Annotated in this window: 17 protein-coding genes; 10 read left to right on the top strand and 7 right to left on the bottom strand. The window is 44.8% G+C overall.

The features are described from left to right. Positions 1-30: 30 nt before the first annotated feature. The 3 genes from fruA to fruB are packed head-to-tail and all read right to left on the bottom strand — an operon-like array spanning position 31 to position 3,927. Positions 31-1,791 carry a PTS fructose transporter subunit IIBC gene (gene fruA / locus BCU34_RS13510; RefSeq protein WP_102479069.1) on the bottom strand — a complete coding sequence of 587 codons (1,761 nt, stop codon included), beginning with the start codon at positions 1,789-1,791 and terminating at the stop codon, positions 31-33. A gap of 15 nt (positions 1,792-1,806) precedes the next feature. After that, positions 1,807-2,784, bottom strand: coding sequence for a 1-phosphofructokinase (pfkB, locus tag BCU34_RS13505; protein WP_102479070.1), 978 nt, complete (start codon positions 2,782-2,784; stop codon positions 1,807-1,809). Positions 2,785-2,793: 9 nt separating this feature from the next. Beyond that, a complete protein-coding gene (gene fruB / locus BCU34_RS13500) occupies positions 2,794-3,927 on the bottom strand; it encodes a fused PTS fructose transporter subunit IIA/HPr protein (protein ID WP_102431520.1) in 1,134 nt (377 codons plus the stop codon). Positions 3,928-4,311: 384 nt separating this feature from the next. Here fruB and cra point away from each other — a divergent pair, with 384 nt between their 5' ends. Further along, positions 4,312-5,316 (top strand): catabolite repressor/activator, encoded by a 1,005-nt coding sequence (gene cra / locus BCU34_RS13495; RefSeq protein ID WP_102479071.1) that lies wholly within the window; start codon positions 4,312-4,314, stop codon positions 5,314-5,316. Between the two features lie 69 nt (positions 5,317-5,385). Here cra and BCU34_RS13490 read toward each other — a convergent pair whose 3' ends face one another. The 4 genes from BCU34_RS13490 to nirB all read right to left on the bottom strand — a co-directional run bounded on the left by BCU34_RS13490 (position 5,386) and on the right by nirB (position 12,011). Beyond that, entirely contained in the window at positions 5,386-7,176 is a 1,791-nt protein-coding gene (locus BCU34_RS13490; protein WP_102479072.1) for a bifunctional protein-serine/threonine kinase/phosphatase, read from the bottom strand. 156 nt (positions 7,177-7,332) lie between these two features. Continuing rightward, on the bottom strand, positions 7,333-8,802 hold the full coding sequence (locus tag BCU34_RS13485) for a NarK family nitrate/nitrite MFS transporter (RefSeq protein ID WP_102479073.1): 1,470 nt from the start codon (positions 8,800-8,802) through the stop codon (positions 7,333-7,335). A gap of 143 nt (positions 8,803-8,945) precedes the next feature. Next, positions 8,946-9,290, bottom strand: coding sequence for a nitrite reductase small subunit NirD (gene nirD, locus BCU34_RS13480; RefSeq protein ID WP_102479074.1), 345 nt, complete (start codon positions 9,288-9,290; stop codon positions 8,946-8,948). Positions 9,291-9,428: 138 nt separating this feature from the next. After that, positions 9,429-12,011, bottom strand: a complete 2,583-nt coding sequence (nirB, locus tag BCU34_RS13475) for a nitrite reductase large subunit NirB (RefSeq protein ID WP_102479075.1) — start codon at positions 12,009-12,011, stop codon at positions 9,429-9,431. A gap of 473 nt (positions 12,012-12,484) precedes the next feature. Between nirB and BCU34_RS13470 the strand changes: the two genes are divergently transcribed. From BCU34_RS13470 to BCU34_RS13430, 9 genes are all read left to right on the top strand, one after another. After that, positions 12,485-15,067: a molybdopterin oxidoreductase family protein gene (locus BCU34_RS13470; RefSeq protein ID WP_102480684.1), complete on the top strand. Its 2,583-nt coding sequence runs from the start codon at positions 12,485-12,487 to the stop codon at positions 15,065-15,067. Between the two features lie 1,294 nt (positions 15,068-16,361). Next, positions 16,362-16,598, top strand: a complete 237-nt coding sequence (locus BCU34_RS13465; RefSeq protein WP_240698063.1) for a GNAT family N-acetyltransferase — start codon at positions 16,362-16,364, stop codon at positions 16,596-16,598. A gap of 21 nt (positions 16,599-16,619) precedes the next feature. Then, a complete protein-coding gene (locus BCU34_RS13460; protein ID WP_102479347.1) occupies positions 16,620-17,048 on the top strand; it encodes a bleomycin resistance protein in 429 nt (142 codons plus the stop codon). A 405-nt stretch (positions 17,049-17,453) separates the two neighbouring features. Beyond that, positions 17,454-17,945, top strand: coding sequence for a GNAT family N-acetyltransferase (locus tag BCU34_RS13455; RefSeq protein WP_017106677.1), 492 nt, complete (start codon positions 17,454-17,456; stop codon positions 17,943-17,945). A gap of 88 nt (positions 17,946-18,033) precedes the next feature. Next, entirely contained in the window at positions 18,034-18,390 is a 357-nt protein-coding gene (locus tag BCU34_RS13450; RefSeq protein WP_102413573.1) for a DUF6404 family protein, read from the top strand. 59 nt (positions 18,391-18,449) lie between these two features. Continuing rightward, positions 18,450-18,773 (top strand): hypothetical protein, encoded by a 324-nt coding sequence (locus tag BCU34_RS13445; RefSeq protein WP_102479346.1) that lies wholly within the window; start codon positions 18,450-18,452, stop codon positions 18,771-18,773. Between the two features lie 66 nt (positions 18,774-18,839). After that, on the top strand, positions 18,840-19,178 hold the full coding sequence (locus tag BCU34_RS13440; RefSeq protein ID WP_102479344.1) for a DUF952 domain-containing protein: 339 nt from the start codon (positions 18,840-18,842) through the stop codon (positions 19,176-19,178). A 108-nt stretch (positions 19,179-19,286) separates the two neighbouring features. Continuing rightward, positions 19,287-20,117, top strand: coding sequence for a GNAT family N-acetyltransferase (locus tag BCU34_RS13435; RefSeq protein ID WP_102479343.1), 831 nt, complete (start codon positions 19,287-19,289; stop codon positions 20,115-20,117). A gap of 27 nt (positions 20,118-20,144) precedes the next feature. Next, on the top strand, positions 20,145-20,915 hold the full coding sequence (locus tag BCU34_RS13430; protein ID WP_102479341.1) for a GNAT family N-acetyltransferase: 771 nt from the start codon (positions 20,145-20,147) through the stop codon (positions 20,913-20,915). Positions 20,916-20,919: the final 4 nt, after the last annotated feature.

The raw sequence follows: 20,919 nt of genomic DNA, 5'->3' as shown, positions 1-20,919 counted from the left end.
CGGGCTTAGCCGTTAAACAGAGTTGGGGGATTAAGCCTCTGCTGTCACTTTATCGCTGCTCATCTTTTTAAGAGCAGCGTAACCAAAGCCTGTTACTGCTGTACCTGCTGCAATCGCCACTAGGTACATAAGAACTGGAGAAATAGCGCCAGGAATCAATAGTACAAATAGACCACCGTGTGGAGCCATTAGCTGTGCACCAAACATCATTGATAGAGCACCCGTTAGTGCACCACCCGCCATACATGCTGGGATAACACGCATTGGGTCTTTCGCTGCGAATGGAATCGCACCTTCAGAGATGAAACATAGGCCAAGAACGAATGATGCTTTACCTGCTTCACGCTCGCCTGCTTCAAACTTGTCTTTCACTAGGAAAGTCGCAAGACCCATACCTAGAGCAGGAACCATACCTGCTGCCATGATAGCCGCCATTGGTGCGTAAGTTTGCGAAGCCAGTAGACCAACACCGAATGTGTAAGCGGCTTTGTTTACCGGACCACCAAGGTCGAAACACATCATTGCGCCTAGAATCACACCCAGAAGAATCGCGTTAGACGTACCCATGTTGTTTAGGAAGTCTGTCATTGCGCTCATTACGCCAGAAACAGGACCACCTACGATGTAAACCATCACAAGGCCAGTGAACAAACTCGCAATAAAAGGAATGATCAGGATAGGCTTAAGCGCTTCCATTGATTGTGGAAGCTGAACTTTGTCAGCAATGAACTTCGCAGAGTAACCCGCAATGAAACCAGCCGCGATACCACCTAGGAAACCTGCGCCCGTTGAGCTAGCCAGCATACCGCCGATTAGACCTGGAGCCAGACCCGGACGGTCAGCAATCGAGAATGCGATGAAACCAGCAAGAACAGGAATCATCAGTGCGAATGCAGAACCACCACCGATAGTCATCAGTGCTGCTGCCAGTGTGCCTTCTTCTTTAAACGCTTCGATACCGAATACGAAAGAAAGAGCGATGATCAAACCACCCGCAACAACCACAGGAAGCATGTGAGATACACCTGTCATAAGGTGCTTATACACGCCTTTCTTCTCGTCAGCAGGCGCTGAATTTGAAGAAGCTGTGTGCTGGTATGGCTTAGCTTCAGCAAAGGCTTTTTCAACTTCTTGCTTCGTCTTCTTAAGTGCAGGACCCGTTGTCGTTTTGTATAGCGCTTTGCCGTTAAAACGATCCAGTGGAACGTCGATGTCGGCTGCGATGATAACAAGATCAGCGTCTGCGATTTCTTGGTCTGTCAGTTGGTTCTTAGCACCTACAGAGCCGCGAGTTTCCACTTTGATTTGGTGACCTAGGCGTTTGCCTTCTGCTTCAAGTGCTTCAGCTGCCATAAAGGTGTGTGCAACACCCGTTGGGCAAGCGGTAATCGCAACGATCTTTTTGCTGCCTGTGCTTGCTGTTGTAGAAGAGTTTACTGACGTGCCCGTCACTTCAACAGTGCTTTCAACTTGAGAAGCGTCTAACACCGTTGCTTCTGCTACCGCTTTCTCTAGAAATGCTTTTGCATCTGCAGTGCATTCAGAGATAGCCGCTTGGTACACTTTCTTGCCAACAAAGCGCGCTTTATCAACGTTTGTGTTAGCTGCGATAACAACAACGTCGCTGCTGTCGATAGCGTCTTGTGATACCGGAGATTCAGGTAGTACGCTTGATTGACATTCAATAGCAGCGTTCCAACCCAGTGCTTTTGTCGCTTGCTCTAACAAGCCTGCGGCGATGATGCTGTTTGCTACGCCACTTGGGCAAGCTGTGATAATGGTAATATTCATAATAAACCTTTTGTCCTATTTGCTTGTGTCTAACTGGCTAGTTGGAGCACTAAGCGCCTGTAATTGGATATTTTGTAGTACTGAATCCAGCTCTTGTTGGCTGGTGATGCCCACGCCTACTTGCGAAACTGCTAGAGCAGATAGGGCGGTTGCGAATTTAATAAGTTCTGGTTTTGGCATCTGTTGCATGTGACCCCAACATAGGCCAGCAACTAAGGTGTCGCCTGCGCCTACTGTGCTCACCACTTGCATACGTGGCGGTTGAGCATGTAGCCATTCACCTTGGTTAAGCCACATCACGCCTTCAGCGCCAAGTGATACCACGATGTTATCGATGCCTTTTTCACTTAGGGCTTGGCCTGCGTGTTGGCATTGGTCACGTGTTGTCAGTTCTGCGTTGAACAGCTGAGACAGCTCTTCATCGTTTGGCTTAATTAACCAAGGTTGTGCATTGATACCGGCTTTAAGTGCGTCACGGCTGCTATCAAATAGCACCTTCTTACCTAAATCGCGTAAACGTTGAACCCAAGAAGCGCAAAGCTCTGGTGATACGCCTTGTGGCAAGCTGCCTGCAATCACGAAGTATTCGTGGTCTTCAGCCAGCTCTAGCAAGGTTTCTTCAAACGCTTTAATCGCTTCAGCGTCAACAGGAACACCTGGGAAGTTGATGTCGCTAACTTGGCCTGAGTTTTCTACCAATTTCACGTTGATACGAGTTGCGCCATCAACACGGATAAAGCGGTCAGTTGCGCCCATCTGTTCGAACAGTTGGCAGAACGCTTCTTCGTTATTGCGACCAAGGAAACCTGTTACGGTCACTTTAGCGCCAAGCTCTGAAAGCACTTTTGCTACGTTTACGCCTTTGCCTGCTGCATGCAGAGAGCCTTTGTTTACTAGGCTAACCGAGCCAACATTCAGTGCGTCGATAGCACCTGTTAGATCCAAAGCAGGGTTTAGCGTTACGGTAACGGCTTTGATTTGTTTATCAGACATATCGATTCCTTAACCTTCGCCAAGGCCTGAAGCGATAGCTTTGCCGATCGATTCAAGTGCTTGTGCTGCGTCATCACCTTCAGCAACAAACTGAAGCTGGTGGCCGTGTTTAACGCCAAGAGCGATCACTTTCATCAAGCTCTTCGCGTTCACTTCTTTTCCGTCACCATCTAGGTTTGAAACGCGGATTGTTGATTCGAATTTCTTCGCTTCAGCAACCAGCATTGCGCCCGGACGAGCGTGTAGGCCGTGTGCGTTTTTGATTTTGAATACTGCGCAGTTGTCATCGTCTTGAGAAGCTGTAGAAACCGCTTCACCTTTTAGAAGGCCAATCACTTGTGCTGCATCAGCGGTTAACAGTTGTTGCTGTTTACCTTCGAAAACCATCTTGCTTAGGTTTGCCAGAATTGATTGGTGCGCGCTGTTACAAGCCGCGAATGCCACTAAGGCTTTCACTGGTGTGCCTTCAAACTCACAATGGTTGGCCGTTGAAACAAACGATACGCCAGTGCGAGTTACGCCCTTGTCGCTGCCCAACAACCATAAGCCTTGGCCTAGGTGAGTCGGTGTTTTCGTTACTAGGTCAGCAACGAATGCGTTGTCTGTGCAACCTGTGTTCTTAAGCAGGCCGCCCGCAACTGCAGACATTTGAATCATGTCGCTTGCAGGGAATAGGAGCTGAACTAAAGAAGCGTCTAGGTCGGCTTCTAGCTGAACTTCGCCATTAAGTAGGGCGATGATTTCGTCTTCTGATTTCGCTTGCTTTAGTTTCTCTTCAACACCGTCTGCCGCTAGAACTTTAGTTAGCTGCTTAAGAATGCCTAAGTGCTCGTCAGATTTCGCTGCAATACCAATTGCTACGTAAACACGGTTGCCGTCTGCCCAATCAATACCTTCAGGGAAGTGGTGTACTGCAACGCCTGTCTCTTTTACTAGGCTACGCGTGTCAGTGGTGCCGTGAGGAATCGCGATGCCGTTGCCTAGGAAAGTAGAGTTCTGGTTTTCACGGTTCAGCATTCCTTCAACGTAGCCAGAGTCCACTAAGCCCTTCGCGGTTAGGTCGCCAGCAATGTTCTGGATAGCTTTGAATTTGTCATCGGCCGTTTGACCAAGAGTGATGTCAGATTTTGATAATTTAAGCATGGTGCCTCTTTAGCGTATCGCTTGAGAATTTGTGTATCGCTACGATTCAGTCTAGAGCAAGATTCATGGAGCTTAATTCTTTGCTTGCTCTTTGCTTTATGCTTGCTGAATCGGTTCAGCATTCAGTGTGAAAAAATTCAGCAAAGCCGATTTTGGTTTTCAAAATAGTTTTGCTGCGTGTCGTAATTTCAGTTTCGTTAATAACGAGAAGTTGAATCACGACAAATGACGCTTAATCCATACAAAAGGATGATTGAAGTCACTTTTCAGATTTTACTGAATCCTTTCAGCTTTTATACTGAATCGATTCAGCATATAATTCAACTAATCCAAGGATCAGAAGATTGGTTATATGATCCTACGCACAAAATACAGGTCACCCATATGACACTAGATGAGATTGCCAAACTAGCCGGTGTGTCGAAAACCACGGCCAGCTATGTGATTAATGGCAAGGCGCAGAAATACAGAATCAGTGAGAAGACTCAGCAGAAAGTAATGGCGGTTGTCGACCAGTATAACTACCGTCCAGACCATGCTGCTTCGTCGCTGCGTGCTGGGAATAGCCGTTCATTTGGTTTGATTATTCCTGACCTGGAAAACAGCAGTTACGCGCGTTTAGCAAAATTGATAGAGCAGAACTCACGTAAAGTGGGCTATCAAATCCTGATTGGTTGTTCTGATGATGACGCCGAAACTGAACGCAAAGTAGCGGAAGCGTTGGTGAGCCGTCGTATTGATGCTTTGCTGGTGGCGAGCTCTATGCCAGACGCTAACGAGTTTTACTTGAAGCTGCAAAACTCTGGCACACCCGTAATCGCGATTGACCGTCCGTTAGACGATGAACATTTTGCTTGCGTGATCAGTGAGGACTTTGAAGCCGCGTTTGAACTGACGCATTCAATCCTTGATGACAGTATTCACAGTGTCGGCTTGATAGGCGCATTGCCAGACCTGAACATTTCACGTGAACGTCAGTTGGGTTTTGAAGCCGCGAACAAAGCGCATACGTTGCAAACAGGGCTAAAAGATAACAAGCCAACGGTTGTTGGTTACGGTGAGCACTTTGACCGTGAATCTGGACGAGAAGTGTTTGAAGAGTGGATTGCTAAAGGTACAGTCCCTGATGCGATTGTGACTATGTCTTACACCTTGTTAGAAGGTGTGCTGGATGTGATGGTTGAAAAGCCAGAGCTGATCAATCAAGTAAAGTTGGCGACTTTTGGTGATAACCGATTATTGGATTTCTTACCCTTTAAGGTTCACTCACTGCCGCAGCAATTCGAAGTCATCGCAGACAGCGCGTTTGCTTTGGCATTGAACGCTTCAGCAAAACGTTACCAGTCGGGCATCGAACTTGTGCCGAGAAGCTTAGTGAAGCGAGGTTAGCTTGAGCTCAGCGGTTAGCTAGGACTAAACAGCTAACTAGAACTAAAGCGGTTAACTAGGACTAAGTTTTTAACTAGGACTAAGCAATAAGCCTAACTCTACAATAGCGACCACGCCGAGTAACAGGGCCAACACCTTCCAAAACTGGATTGGATTTCGGTTTATCAATGGCTGCTTGGCTTTGTGTTTCATTAGGTTTTGATTGGGGGTGTAGAGATCGGCGACAAAATCACCCAAAATCGGGTATCGCTCGTTAGGTGATTCAGCACACGCCTTTTGTAACACCAAATCAATCCAAGCTGGTAAATCTGTTCGCTTTTGTGTCAGCGGCTGGTATTCCCATTGATGGTGGCGAGTTTGTTTTAGAGATTGAGCGCTCATCTCAGAGTAGGGCAACTCGCCTGTTAGCATCTCATAACCAATCACAGCGATAGAGAACAAGTCTGAGCTTGTCGTGGCCGTGTTGTATTTAATACTTTCTGGAGCGATGTAATTCACTGCGCCGAGTGGCGTGGGATCTTTGTCTGCTTGTTCTCCCTCCTCAATTCCCCTGACTAACACCGCACCAAGGTCGATGATTTTGATGTTGCCATCGCGTTGGATCATGATGTTCTCGGGCTTTAAGTCTCTGTGAACCATGTCGGCACGTTGTAATACACGAATACCTTGTGTGATTTTTTCTAGGATCTCGCGAACCTGTTCGAGCGAAGGCTTAGGGTTGTCGTACATCCATTGCCTTAGCGTCACTCCTTCAACCCATTCACAAATTTGATATAGGAATTGAGAGTGTTCAGGCGTTGGGTAAACCTTCATTACTTTCTTGTTATTCAACAAGATACCTGCCCATTGCTCGTTAAAGAAAGCTCTCAGCTGTGCTGGGTCGTCATGATATTGAACCGACGGTACTTTGAGTACGAACTCTGTTTGTGTCTCTTTTTGCATGACTCGGTATACGTGACTTCTAGATCCAGCATACAGCACCTCAAGCACCATAAAGTTGTCGATACTTTGTCCAAGCTTTAAAGCGGGTGGGATGGCACGTTTAGCCAGCTTCTCATGGAATTCAATGAGCGAAGGTTTAGGTAGATGGCTTACTTGAACAATCAAGCAGCTTACGTTGTCCGAACTATTGTGGCTTAACGCTGTGTTACATATGGTTTGAGCGGCGTATTCGAAATCTACTCCGGGCTTATCGATGTGTTCTTTAAAGGTATTGGGAGACACAAACTCGTGTACACCATCAGATGTCAGGATAAAACAGTCGTTTTTTTTAATAGGAAGCGTTTGATAGTCAACGTTGAGTTGGTTATCCATGCCTAAGGCGCGTGTTAGATAATGCTTCTGGCCCATATTTTTACGGGTGTGGTCGCGTGTCAGTTGGCGTAGTTCACCATTTCTTAATAGGTAAATTCGACTGTCACCCACATGGAATATATGTGCGGTATTCGACTTGAGAATCACACTGCTAAAGGTGGATACGAGCGCGTTATGGTTAACTTGCTGCGCTGGATGAATATTCGAAACAGACGTGTTGAACAGCCAAGAGTTGAGTGACGTTAGGACTTTTTGCGCCGAACGCTGAATGCTCCAGCTTTTTGGAGTGGCGTAGTAGTCATCAATGAATTGCATCACACTGGTGTGACTGGCTTTCTGGCCGTGTTCACTGCAACTTGCGCCGTCGGCTATACATGCAACACTGCCTTTTAGCTCTTGCTCAGCACGAGTCTTGGGGTGTTTTACGATGATGGCGTCTTGGTTTTCATCACGTATGCCTTGATTCGAATAACCACCAAACTTAAGCGTTAACTGGTTGTTGGATTCTGGCGTGATGACTTGCCCTTGGCTGAATGAAATTGTCATAACTGGTCTTCTTCTTAACTGCTCTTCTTCCCGCTTCCTTGACAGAACATCCTAGGAAGAACAAAAGCCCTAGTGAACTTAGAGCCTTTGAACGAAGCACCTAGCATTGATGTATCCGCTAAGGTGCTTCTCCCGATTCAATAATATCAATGCTTCCTAGCTTGAAACATTAATCAGCGTGACACTGCCATCGTCGTTTACTTCGGCGATTTGACCGTTAGGCTCTTCCATGAACAGTAGAGTTACAAAGCCAAGTACCGCTGTTGCAGCAATCACTAAGAAGAATGTTTGGTAGCTCACGAATGACAACACAGTTAGGTAAACTACCGCACCCACGTTACCGTAAGCGCCCGTCATACCAGCAATTTGACCTGTCATGCGTCGTTTAATTAGAGGAACCGTCGCAAATACCGCACCTTCACCCGCTTGCACGAAGAAAGAACACGCCATCGCCGCGACAACCGCTAGCCATACAGGCCATGTGCTATCTACTTGACCCATTGCGAAGTAACCCACAGCAAGACCAATCGTTAGAATAAGCAGTGTTGGTTTACGACCAAATTTATCTGAAATCCAACCGCCACCTGGGCGAGACATTAGGTTCATAAAGGCATAAGCCGATGCAACCATACCTGCAAGAACTGGGGTTAATTCAAAGGTTTCAGAGAAGAACAATGGCAGCATAGAAACAACAGCCAATTCAGAACCAAATGTCGCGAAGTACAATACGTTAAGTACCGCTACTTGCTTGAACTTGTACTGGTGAATCTCTGGCACTTCTTCTTTAAATACGTTCTTGTTTACTTTCCAAACTTGCGACACTTCGTACACGTAAAGTGCAGCTAAACCTGCATATACAGAGTAGACGGCCATGTCAGAAAGCATGTTGATGTTGCTTGGTGATAGCTTCCATGTCAGTAGCGCCAGTGCGGCATACATCGGGATCTTCATAATAAGTAGGAAGAAAAAGTCACCCTTTGATGTCACTTCCATTGCCGTTACTTGAGCTGGCTTGAAGTAAGTTGAACCTTTTGGTGTATCTGACACGTTTTTGTAGAAGATAAACGAGAACGCTAAGCTCATTACGCCAGTAATACCGACCGCATAACGCCAGCCATCTTCGCCGCCAAACGCTAACGCAAGAGTTGGAAGTGTAAACGCTGCTGCTGCAGAGCCGAAGTTACCCCAGCCGCCGTAAATACCTTCTGCCGTACCCAGTTCGTTGTGTGGGAACCACTCAGACACAAGACGAATACCGACAACGAATCCTGCACCAATGAAACCGAGTAGGAAACGAGCGATTGCCGCTTGAATGAAAGAGTCTGCCATAGCAAACATGAAACAAGGGATAGAACAGACAGCGAGAAGTGAAGAGTAGACCAACCTCGGGCCATATCTATCCGTTAACATACCTATCGCGACACGCGCTGGAATGGTCAATGCAACGTTGAGGATCAGGAGTGTTTTGATCTCTTCAGTAGAAAGACCAAGTGTGGTTTTCACCATTTGCAGTAGTGGGGCAAAGTTGAACCACACAACAAAGGTAATGAAAAAGGCCATCCAACTTAGGTGTAAGACCTTCATCTTACCCGTAAATGAAAGCAGCGAAAATTTTGTGTTATCCATGGTTTAAATCCTTTAAATCTGGAAAATTACCCGGTTTTAGCACCTGCGTTACTTCCGAACTTCGAACGCTTTTTATGTGCATAAACCCTGTGCCGAAATTGCGCACGCCGATAAGCGTTTGCATGATGGTGTCGGCGTTTGAGTTAACTGGCGATAGCAAGAGGTGCGAGAACTTGAACTTGTTCTCCTTGCTTGCGAACTTCAAATTTCACGAGCTTGAGATCAGGCTGTTCAAGACATTCGCCAGTTTCTAAGTGGTAATGCTGCTTGTATAAAGGTGAGGCCACGTAAGGCTCACCGTTTAATGAACCAATTATACCACGTGATATCACATTCGCCTTGCCGATGGGGTCGTAATTAGAGAGCCCATAAAGTGTGTCGCTACGCTTGCAGTAAAAAATAGCCACTTGGTTATCGTCTACTTTGGCGCAAATTCCCCCGTTTGGGGTTAGGTCGCGGGTGCTGCATACGGTTGTCCAATTTTTCATGACTTTCTCCTAGTCTAAACATAAAGCTAATAATCAATTTAATTAGGGTGATAGCCGACAGCAGTTTTCTTGGGCTGCGCCACTGTCGACTATCGATATTGGTTTAGTTGTTACTGATTCACTCACCATTCATTCGGTTTACGAAACTTCCGTAACTTCGATTTGGTCGGCTTTAGTAAGCTTTTCATCGCGTTGTGAATTCGAAGAATCACTCAAGCTCGGCATAGGAAAGCGTTGCTCTCGCTCTTTGATGAAGGAGAGGCTAGTGTCCATTTCTTCACTGTTGATGTAGTGCTGGAAGCGCTTCATCTTCTCAGGGCTTTCAATGGTGGTTTTCCATTCACACTGGTACTTCTCGATGTTGAGTGCGATGTCCGCTTCGAGTTCTTCAGCAACGTTGAGCTTGTCTTCAATCACGACTTGCTTGAGGTATTCAATGCCGCCTTCAAGGTTCTCCATCCATACCGATGTGCGTTGTAGGCGGTCTGCGGTACGTGTGTAGAACATCAAAACGCGGTCGATGTATTTAAGGAGTGTGGTTTCGTCCAAATCAGTGGCGAATAGGTCTGCATGGCGAGGGCGCATGCCGCCGTTACCACAGATGTAGAGGTTCCAACCTTTGTCTGTTGCGATAACACCAATGTCTTTCGATTGTGCTTCTGCACATTCACGAGTACAGCCAGAAACCGCAAACTTGATCTTGTGTGGCGAGCGCAAACCTTTGTAGCGGTTCTCTAGTCGAATCGCTAAGCCAACACTGTCGTCGACACCGTATCGACACCAAGTGCTACCCACACACGATTTCACGGTACGAACCGATTTTCCGTAGGCGTGACCCGTTTCGAAACCTGCATCAATCAGCTTTTTCCAGATGATAGGCAGTTCGTTAAGTTGTGCGCCAAACAAGTCGACACGCTGACCACCGGTGATTTTGGTGTACAGGTCGAACTCTTTAGCGACTTCACCAAGTACGATCAATTTATCCGGTGTGATTTCACCGCCAGCAATACGCGGAACCACTGAGTAGGTACCGTCTTTTTGCATGTTGCCAAGGTAGATGTCGTTGGTGTCTTGCAGTTCGATGTGTTGATCTTCAAGGATGTAATCGTTCCAGTACGAAGCCAGAATCGAACCGACAGCTGGTTTACACACGGTACAGCCTAATCCGTTTCCGTGAGAATCTAACAGCTCATCAAAGGTCTTGATTTTGTTGACGCGGATGATGTCAGTCAGCTCTTGGCGAGAGTAAGCAAAGTGCTCACAGATATCGTTAGAGACTTCAACACCCAAGTTACTCAGTTCGCTATCGAGAACTTGTTTCGCAAGAGCAGAACAGCCGCCACAACCTGTTGAAGCATTGGTGGTTTCTTTCAGTGCAGCCATAGTGGTGCAGCCAGCAGATACCGCGTCTTTAATGTCGCCTTTAGTCACATCAAAACATGAACAAATAACAGCGCTATCAGGCAGAGCTTCAACACCCATTGCAGAGCCTGAATCATCGGCCACATTAGGCAAAATCAACACTGATGGGTTTTCAGGAAGGGGCATATCGTTTTGCTTGATTTGCAGTAGCGAGCCATAAGCTTCTGCATCACCGACCAATACCGCACCGACAATCTTTGTGCCGTCAGCTGAGATGATTAGGCGCTTATACACTTGTTCGATTTCATCGTTATAGGTATACGATTGAGCGCCTTCCGTCTTGCCGTGTACTTCACCAATACTGGCAACATCGACGCCAAGCAGTTTGAGTTTAGTGCTCATGTCTGCGCCAGTGAATGCAGCATCGTCAGTACCGCCGGAGACAATATGCGAAGCCGCGATTTTCGCCATTGAATAGCCAGGGGCGACTAGGCCAAAGATCTTGTTATCCCAAAGGGCACATTCGCCAATGGCGTAGACGTTTTCTATATTGGTTTGACAGTGGTTGTTGATGACAATACCGCCGCGCTCGCCAATTTCGACATCAGAGCTTCTTGCTAGCGCATCTTGAGGGCGAATACCCGCAGAGAACACGATCATATCGGTTTCTAAATGGGTGCCATCGGCGAAGTTCATGCGGTAGCGAGCATTTTCGCCATCGACTATTTCAGAGGTCGCTTTCTCGGTATGAACTTGCACACCAAGGTCTTCAATTTTTCTGCGTAATAGGGCACCGCCACCGTCATCTAATTGAACCGCCATCAGGCGAGGCGCAAATTCAACCACATGGGTTTCTAAGCCAAGGTTTTTGACTGCGTTTGCGGCCTCTAAGCCAAGCAGACCACCACCAATCACCACGCCAGACTTGCTACCTTTGCTTGATAGTTCAATTGCGTCTAAGTCTTCAATAGTACGATAAACGTGACAGTGTTCTTGGTCGTTACCGGGAATAGGGGGAACAAAAGGGAAAGAGCCCGTCGCCAAGATTAGCTTGTCGTAACTTTCAACGTGGCCACTTTCAGTGATGACTTGTTGATTGGCAGTGTCTAGCTTGGCAACCTTCTGGTTCAACAAGTAGTTCACGCCGTTACTTTGGTAATACTCTTCACTGGTCAATGACAGGTCATCAGCACTTTTACCATTAAAGTAAGCCGTCAGTTGAACACGGTCGTACGCTAACCTTGGCTCTTCACTAAAAGTAATCACATCAAATTCATCACTGTCTGATTGCAGGATGTTGTCGATAAATTTGTGTCCAACCATGCCGTTACCAACAACGACGATTTTCTTCTTGCTCATAATCCATTCCTTATTCTCGGCGTTATCATCACTAGCATCTAATTTCTAGTAGTTAGTAAATGAATACCGGGTTGAGATTCCACTCAATTCATAATCATCAAGAAAAACAAAAAATGTTTTTTCTAACTCTTGGTTTTTAGTTGAGCAAGGAGGGTGCCAGATTACGGTTTGTTCATTTAAATAAAAATTAATTCATTTTTTTCAATGTCTTAAAAAATGCGAGTGGCACGCAATTACCCCTAAAGTGGTATGTAAAATTTTTGTTAGATTTATATAAATGAGCATTTGTGGTGCAACTTTCTGCAAGATGGTGCAAAAATTAAGTTTCTGTCTTGGTTAATTTCTATTTTGATCATTTTTGATAGGCTTGCCTTTGTTAAGCTTTTGTTTTTATTGGTGAATATTTCTTGCTTGTTGATTGCTATGAAGTGGCGTGTTATTTGCTTGGTTTGGATTATTACAATTATGGATAATTGAGCGAGAAACGGATGACCGATTCAAACAGCGGCTGGATAAAATCAACCTGTGCTTATTGTGGTGTAGGATGTGGAATAGAAGCGAGACCGACATCGCTAGGAAAACTAGAAGTACGTGGTGATCAAGATCATCCATCTAATTACGGAAAGCTGTGTACTAAAGGGATTGCGCTCGGTGACACCGTCACGCCTTTAGGTCGTCTTACACAACCTGCTCATATTCAGAATGAGCAAAAACAATCACTGGATTGGAACAGTGCCACGCAGTTAGTCGCAGATAAATTCAATCAAACGATCGAAGAATTTGGGGCCGATTCGGTTGCTTTCTATGTATCTGGTCAGCTGCTTACCGAAGACTATTACGTTGCCAATAAACTGATGAAAGGCTTCATCGGCAGTGGCAATATCGACAGTAACTCTCGCCTTTGCATGGCATCGAGTGTGGTTGGGCATAAACGCGCGTTCGGCACCGATACCGTTCCTGTCTGTTATGAAGATTTAGAACAAGCAGAAGTCGTCGTTATCACTGGCTCAAACCTCGCTTGGTGTCACCCGGTACTTTTCCAAAGATTAAGATCCGCGAAACAAACCAACCCTGCATTGAAAGTTATTGTCATAGATCCGCGTTATACCGACACATGTGAAATTGCAGACATTCACTTGGCATTGGAATCCGGCTCAGATGTGGCGCTGTTCAATGGTTTATTAGGCTACCTCGATGATAACGATAAGCTTGATTCCGACTACATAGAAAATCACACCCAAGGCTTTACCGAATCGATTCGATCTGCAACTCAATATCACTATACCGAATCTGGCTGGGGCGACAAAAGCGTTCCTGAGCTAACAGGATTAACAGAGCAGCAGTTAAAACAATTCTACAGTTTGTTTGCATCGAACGAGAAGGTGCTGACCATTTACTCCCAAGGCGTGAACCAATCTACACAAGGGTGTGACAAGGTGAATGCCATTATTAACTGCCATTTAGCCGCTGGGAAAATAGGTAAGCCGGGCATGGGGCCATTCTCTGTAACGGGCCAACCAAACGCGATGGGTGGGCGAGAAGTGGGAGGTTTAGCCAATACCTTAGCTGCGCACTTTGAATTTTGTGATCCGCAATCACACCAAACGGTGAGCGAGTTTTGGCAAGCCGATAGCTTAGCGACTCACGCTGGCTTGAAAGCTATAGACTTATTTGATGCCATGAACGACAGCAAAATAAAAGCGGTGTGGATCATGGCAACTAACCCAGTCGTGAGCCTGCCTGACAGCGAAAAAATCAAAGCGGCATTAGAGAAGTGCCCGTTTGTGGTGGTGTCGGACTGTATTGCCGATACGGAAACCACACGCTTGGCTGATGTGGTGCTGCCCGCACAAGGATGGAGTGAAAAGTCCGGCACAGTAACCAACTCGGAGCGTCGAATTTCACGTCAGCGCCGTATATTACCAAGCCCAGGAGAAGCTAAACCAGATTGGTGGATCTTAAAAGAAGTCGCGCAAAAAATGGGATTCAATGACCAGTTTGATTACCGTCACGAAGGCGAGATCTTCAAAGAGTATTGCGAGATGACAGCGCTCGGCAATGAGACAGGCAAAGCGCGTGACTTATGCTTAATTGGACTCACGCAACTGGATGAGAAGGGCTACGGCGAACTTACTCCGCAACAATGGCCAGTGCTAGAGTACCAACCAGAGATCATTGAGCAGCGCATGTTTACCACTGGCGAGTTCTTTACCGAATCTGGCAAAGCGCAGTTTATTGCAGTTGAGCACGACAAGCCGATTGCCGATACCAGCCTTGAATTCCCACTTATCATGAACACAGGGCGAATCCGAGACCAATGGCACACCATGAGCCGCACAGGCTTGGCCGCAGGTTTAGGCGAACACACACCAGAACCCTTTGTCGCCATGCATCCAGATACGGTTGCAGAGCTTGGCTTAGAAGAGTTCGGGCTAGACGCCTTCAACCACGCCACTATTAATCCTGTAGTGAAAGTGCGCAGCGCACAAGGCGAGTGCCAAGCGCGCTTAGTGGTAACCAAAGAGATGCGCCGTGAACAGGTGTTTATGCCTATTCATTGGAATGCCCCAACCGCCAAAGACAGCAAACCGTGTGACTTGATCTTGCCTCATACCGATGCAGCCTCTGGTCAGCCAGAATTCAAACACACACCTGTTGTGGTAGAGCCGTGTGGTTATCGCAGTGAAGCCGCACTGGTCAGTGATAAGGTGATGGATTGCAGCGGCTTTGATTATTGGGTTCGCCAAAGAGTGGAGGGCGGTTTTCTGTATCGCATCTCATCATCTAAGAACCCAATGGAGCTGGTGATTCAGCTTGCCAACACACTCGATGCTTTACCAGAACCCAACGCGGAGGCGATCAAATCACTCCATTACCACGGCAACAAATCATTCAAGAACTATGGTTCTGCAAAGCTGGGTCAGTCTGGTGTAAAGCAAGCCTTTGTGGTGAACAGTAAGCTAGACCATCAAAGCATCGAATGGCTGGTAGAATGTCTAACCCGAGAAGCCGATGAAGAGTTTGAAGCTGAGTTTTTGAGTACTATGGCAAAGTAGCTGACTACCTCTAACCTATTAATACATAGAGTTAAGCGCCGACAATTACGTCGGCGTTTTGTTTTCTGATGAACATTTCTGAACATATTTACCAATCATCGTGCCAAATGAAAAACTGAACGAATACCTCGGTTCGCCAGAAGAGTCATATAAAAAATGACAAGTAACACACATATTCATGCTGTTTCTTTATTTTTTCGTGAATATATACAATATTTCTATTTATTAGTGGTGTATGATGTCAGGGTTTTCGTAAGGTACTGTTATTAAATGATTTATTTGTCAATTTAATCGGTGGTGAGATTGCTTTGCGAAGTGCCTCGGAACTACCCAATGCTTATTGGGTGATGAATCCTGTTCAAATTACATTAAATAAAGACCAGTTTATGAGAACTCTTCTATCTGAATGCTTACATTTCACTTGCTCAAATTTTAAAAGCATATTTAAAATTTTCGGCGGTTTCATCATCACGATGTCATGTTTAGGCGTGTGGCTTGAACATTCATTTTATGTATCAGAAAACCTCTGGGCCTACGCGGTGTACCTATGTGTATATTCTTCTATTTACACTTATCTAATCGCTATTTTTATCAATTTTATGGCTTCGTCTACTAATGGGTTTGATATTGAACGCTCCGTATCTTGGAGAGTTTGGTCCAGATTAATGATCGTTTATATTATTTATTCTTTAATTGTTTTAGTTGGAACGATAGCACTGGTTATCCCGGGGTTGTATCTAGCTGCGCGATACAGTTTCGTAGAGTTCGAAGCTGTACTAAATAATAAATCTCCACTGGTTGCGTTGGAAAAAAGTTGGCGGGATACCAAAGGTATCACTATGAAGTTGATTAAAATATCTCTGTTGTTGGGGGGCTTAATTTTATCCTTAATTTCGTGATTGGGTATATTGGAGAGGTTTACCCGACGTTACAAGTAGCGACAGGGATACTAACATCAATTTTATCCCCTGTTTTATTGATATTCGGCTCTATTGTCTACTTTAGAGTTTACATTACGAATGTTGATGCTGCTGAAATTCCACTAGGAAATGAGGCATAACAAGGGTGGTAAACAGCCTAAATAATTAGGTTTTTGAGATAATCTTAAACCTAAATTTAAAAGTTTGATTTTTAATTACCCATATAGGTTTTTAGGTTTAAAAATAAATCAAGAAAGGTGAGGTAGACTCCCCGCCTTAACTAAATTTCTTCGAGCTATCGTCTAAAAATAATAATATCAAAGTATTCAAATGCGGCTAGAGGAACATTGATAAATAAAGAGTGTAAATACCTTTTGTTAAGGCAACTGTTTGAACACAATGAAGCTATTGCAGTCGAGTTTCGCACTCATACTGGGAATACCGTCTCTCGAAAAGCAATTGAAGGACTTGGAGCAAACCTCGACGGTATCTTGCGTAATCATCAGATCTTAAAGGATGGCTCGGTAAGAGATACGGTAGTGTATTCAATTATTGACTCGGAGTGGCCAGAAGTTAAGCAAGGCTTTCTGAAAAAACTCAGCCAGCAATAGCCCTAATATAAGGAATTAAGTATGGAAAACTATTGGAATCCGATGGTTCCTGAACTATCCGTTAGCAACTTTGAGCGGTCGCTTGCCTTCTACGTTGATGTACTTGGTTTTTCTATTCGCATAAAGCGTGAAAATCCTGATTTTGTGTATCTCGAACAAGAGCATGTGCAGATGATGTTAGAGCAAATCAATGATGAAGGATGGATTACTGGTGAGCTTGAGGCTCCCTTGGGGCGAGGTGTGAACTTTCAGATTGAATTAAGTGACTTAGAACCTCTAGTAAAACGTCTCCAAGCCCACAAAGTGCCTCTGTTTCGTGAGCTGAAAGAAACTTGGTATGACATTGGTGAAAAGTTGTCTGGAGAGCGTGAGCTTCTTCTCCAAGATCCGGATGGTTATTTGTTAAGGTTCACTCAACACCTCGGAGAAAAACCGAAGAACTTGGAGTGAGTTCATTCATTGTTTTTAAGACTAGTCAGATCGATCATCAAACGCCGACAGCTCTGTTGGCGTTTTTCCATTCGTCACGGCAACGCTAGCTTTCATCTATCGAACCTCACATCGTCTATCCATCATCGCGTCACAAACAAACTTAAAATCAACTATCCCGTCTGAACAAGGAGGTGTATGGATAAAATGATAAGTAATACACACATTCACATAATTTCTGCATTCAATTTTAGCTATACGGAATACTTCTGCTTTTCGTCATGTATGATGCGATTATCTTGGTAAGGTACTGTTATTAAATGAGTTATTTAACTAAGTATGAGATGGTTTAATTACTAGACAGAAATGCTCTAATGATAAAACTAATAATTATTCAGTTTATTAACTGCTGTGTTTGGAGAGGAAATGGTCAGGGAAGCGACAAAAGACGATTGTGTAAAATTAGCGGCATTGTCCATTAAAGTCTGGCTAGACACATATGCGAGAGAAGGGGTCAAAACTGAATACGCTGAGTATGTCTTGTCTACTTTCACGGCAGCCTACTTCTTTGAAATATTGAATACTACTAAATATCGTGTGTTTGTAAGTGAAGAAAATGAGGTTATTCAAGGCTACGTAATGGTTAACCTTGAATCGCACTACCAAACGCCTGGCAATGGCTTTGAAGTAGAAAAACTTTATGTAGATAACATTTTCAAAGGTAAAGGGATAGGCCGAAAGCTTTTGAATGGAATCGAGAATCAGTTTGGTAATAAATACTGGCTGTACACGTGGGTAGAAAATGAATCGAATGGCTTTTATGAACATTTAGGTTTTAGTCGAATAGGTTTACTGACTTTTGAGTTTTCTGGAGCGTTAATAGAAAACAATGTGTATCAATCAGCTCACACACATTGAACCAGGTTAGTCCTTTAGTGGGTAACACTTCTCGGTAAATCGTCGCATAGTCATAGAATTCAAGTGACATAGGCATAGTGAGGTAAAGATGGACAAGGCGAAATTCATTCAGCAGCACCTTATTGAAAAGGGCGTCCCTGCAGACTTAACGAGGCCAAATGCCTTTATTTGGTCAAAATACACTAACGTGTCTCAAACGCCTATGGTGTTTCAATCGCTTCAAAAAGTATTCTTGATTTATGGATTATCGATGGCCGTAATTTGGGGGTCTTTGATGTGGATGTTTACTTGGCACTCAGAGCCCGAACATTGGAAAACTTACCTTATTTCATCTGCTATTTTCGGTTTCTTTATGGGACTTGTTAATGTGTTCAGAATCGTCAAGGCACGAAAAAAATTGGGTGAAAAGAGTTGGGAAAATTGGTGTAAGAAAAACTACGGATAAGCGCAATAACAAGCAATTAAAATGATTCGTAATACTTGGCATTTAGGAGTTTGAATTAGATGTACAAACTTGAGATTTTCTGTACGCCTGAACAACAAGAGCGAGTTCTTAGCACTTTACATGAGTCCGGTGTCGACAGGATTGGAAACTATGACCACTGTTGGGCTATCGGGTCAGTTACCGGGTCTCACCGAGCGCTTGATGGATCTACGCCTGTGTTTGGGAGCAAAGGAAAAGTCGAAAATTACCCGCTATTAAAAGTTGAAATCAACGTGGCAAAGAGCCAAGTGAAACCAATTGTTGATCAGCTTAGAGAGTCCCTCGGCTGGGAGGAACCTTTAGTCAATGTTTTCAAAATCTATAACTCTGAGTTCGATCTTTGAAGGTACTTTGGTGGTCGCTAAACTTCTTAAGTAGACTCAAAGTCTTAGAAAGTAGGATAAATAAAAATGCTATACCACTTACTGACCGAAAGTGATTACAAAGAATACCAAAGCACAGAAACCTATGAACCCGCATCCTTGAAGGACGAAGGCTTTATCCACCTTGCTTATGAAGAGCAACTGCAAAAAATTGTTGATTGTTTCTTTGTGGGAGTGACGCAAGCATATCTTCTAGAAATCGACAAAAGCGCGGTTGCTAGAGATTTGAGAGATGAGCCTCCTGTAGGGACTAAAGATGATGGGGCACTTTACCCACATTTATATAGTCCACTTTCTAAGCAAGCCGTGATTAGAACAATAAAGTTAGTCGCGGATTCATCAGGTGCGCTAAAAGTAAACCTGTAACAATCGCAGTATTCCTATCGGCTCTGTACCATTCAAAGCAAGCAGCACTTAATCGTGTGTTGTTTTGGCTCTACAGAGCTTTTTGTTTCCATCAAGTTAAGGAAAACAATGCAAGTTAAAGCAGTTAAAGACGCATATAACGCATACTTTTATTTTAATAATGAGCGAACCCTTTCAACCGATTTAGCCAGTGAACTGATTTCAATTGAAGATGATGGCTTCTCTGTCTTTATCGATAAAACACGTAAGTACGACAACCAGATCCTCATTGATGGCGTTTGCAATTCCGCGAGCTTAGAGGCAGACCTCAAACTATTTAAAGATGGTATCTCACCTGAGATTTCTATTGCGCCTAACGCTTTAACGACAGAGCTGAAATCATGGTTATCGAAACGTCAGTTTGTGCCTGCTTTTGAGCATGAGTTTCTTGAGTTACCCGCAGAAGGCTATGTAGAAAAGCCGAGTACTGAAAAACTAAGTGCAGAAACATTGATTGCAGAAACATCCAGCGTAGAACCGTTGAGCGATGTAGGTAAAGTCACGATTGAGCGATGGACGCAAGATAATGCCGATGAGTTTTTGGCTTTGCTCAAAACATCCGGTTTAGAGTGTTCAGACCAAATTTGGCAGCAGAAACGCGCGCTCTATTGCACGGATACTTTCCGTTGTTACGTTGCGAAAATAGAGGGTAAACCGTGCGCTTGGGCGACGAGTTTCATCAACAACGAACACGCAATACTTGCCAATGCGTATACACAAGAGCGCTATCGTTCAAAGGGATGCCAAACGGCGCTGTTAAGATCTCGAATCGAAGATGCCATCGCCTTAGGGGCAAAGGTACTTTTAACCGACGTAATGCCAAACAGCACCAGTAGCAAAAATTGTAAAGCGATCGGTTTTCGCTCGGTTGGCGTACGAAGTGTATGGTGTAAAGATTAGAGATAGGGCTATCTACAAGAGAAAATTATGAATACAACGGATGTAATGCAAGAGTACAACGAGTTCGAGCGGAAACGTTTTAACTCATTCAATGGTATTAAGGTAACAGAGAACAACCTGACTAAGTTCGTATCTAACGATCGTCATGGTAGCTATATCTCCTTTTTCGACTTCGATGAAAGCCTCACAGACTCTATCGTCAAAGAGCAACTCGCGTACTTTAAGCAGCGTAACCTATGTTTTGAATGGAAGATGTACAGTACCGACACACCAACAAACATCAGTGCTGTATTGCTCGAGAATGGTTTTGAGCAGGACGAGCGCGAGTCATTCATGGTGTTGGACTTGTCTAAGGCCACCTGCAAGCCCTTTGATGAAGGTAAGATCACCGAGGTGACGAGCAGCAAAGGCATTCGCGATGCAATCAAAGTCCAAGAGCAAGTTTGGGGTGGCGATTTCGAATGGCATTACAACCATTTAGTCAGCCTTAAACAGCACGCTCCCGATTCAGTGTCTATCTATGTCGTGTATGTCGACGACCAGCCTGTGACCTCAGCGTGGATCATATTTAATGGTAATAGCCCGTTTGCAGGTATTTGGGGCGGAAGCACCATCGAAGCATTTCGAGGTAATGGCTATTACAGTTTGCTACTGAACAAGCGTATTGAGGAAGCCAAGTCGAGAGGGGTTAAATACCTTACTATCGATGCTTCTGATATGAGTAAACCCATTGTTTCCAAACGTGGTTTTGAAGTGATCGCGACAACCACAGGGTATACCTCACCAAGTAGCGAGTAATGTG

It is taken from the genome of Vibrio sp. 10N.286.45.E10, assembly GCF_002874195.2.
Taxonomy (GTDB): Bacteria; Pseudomonadota; Gammaproteobacteria; order Enterobacterales; family Vibrionaceae; genus Vibrio; species Vibrio crassostreae.
Note: the sequence above shows the minus strand (reverse complement) of the source record. Positions and strands in the feature narration are given on the sequence as shown.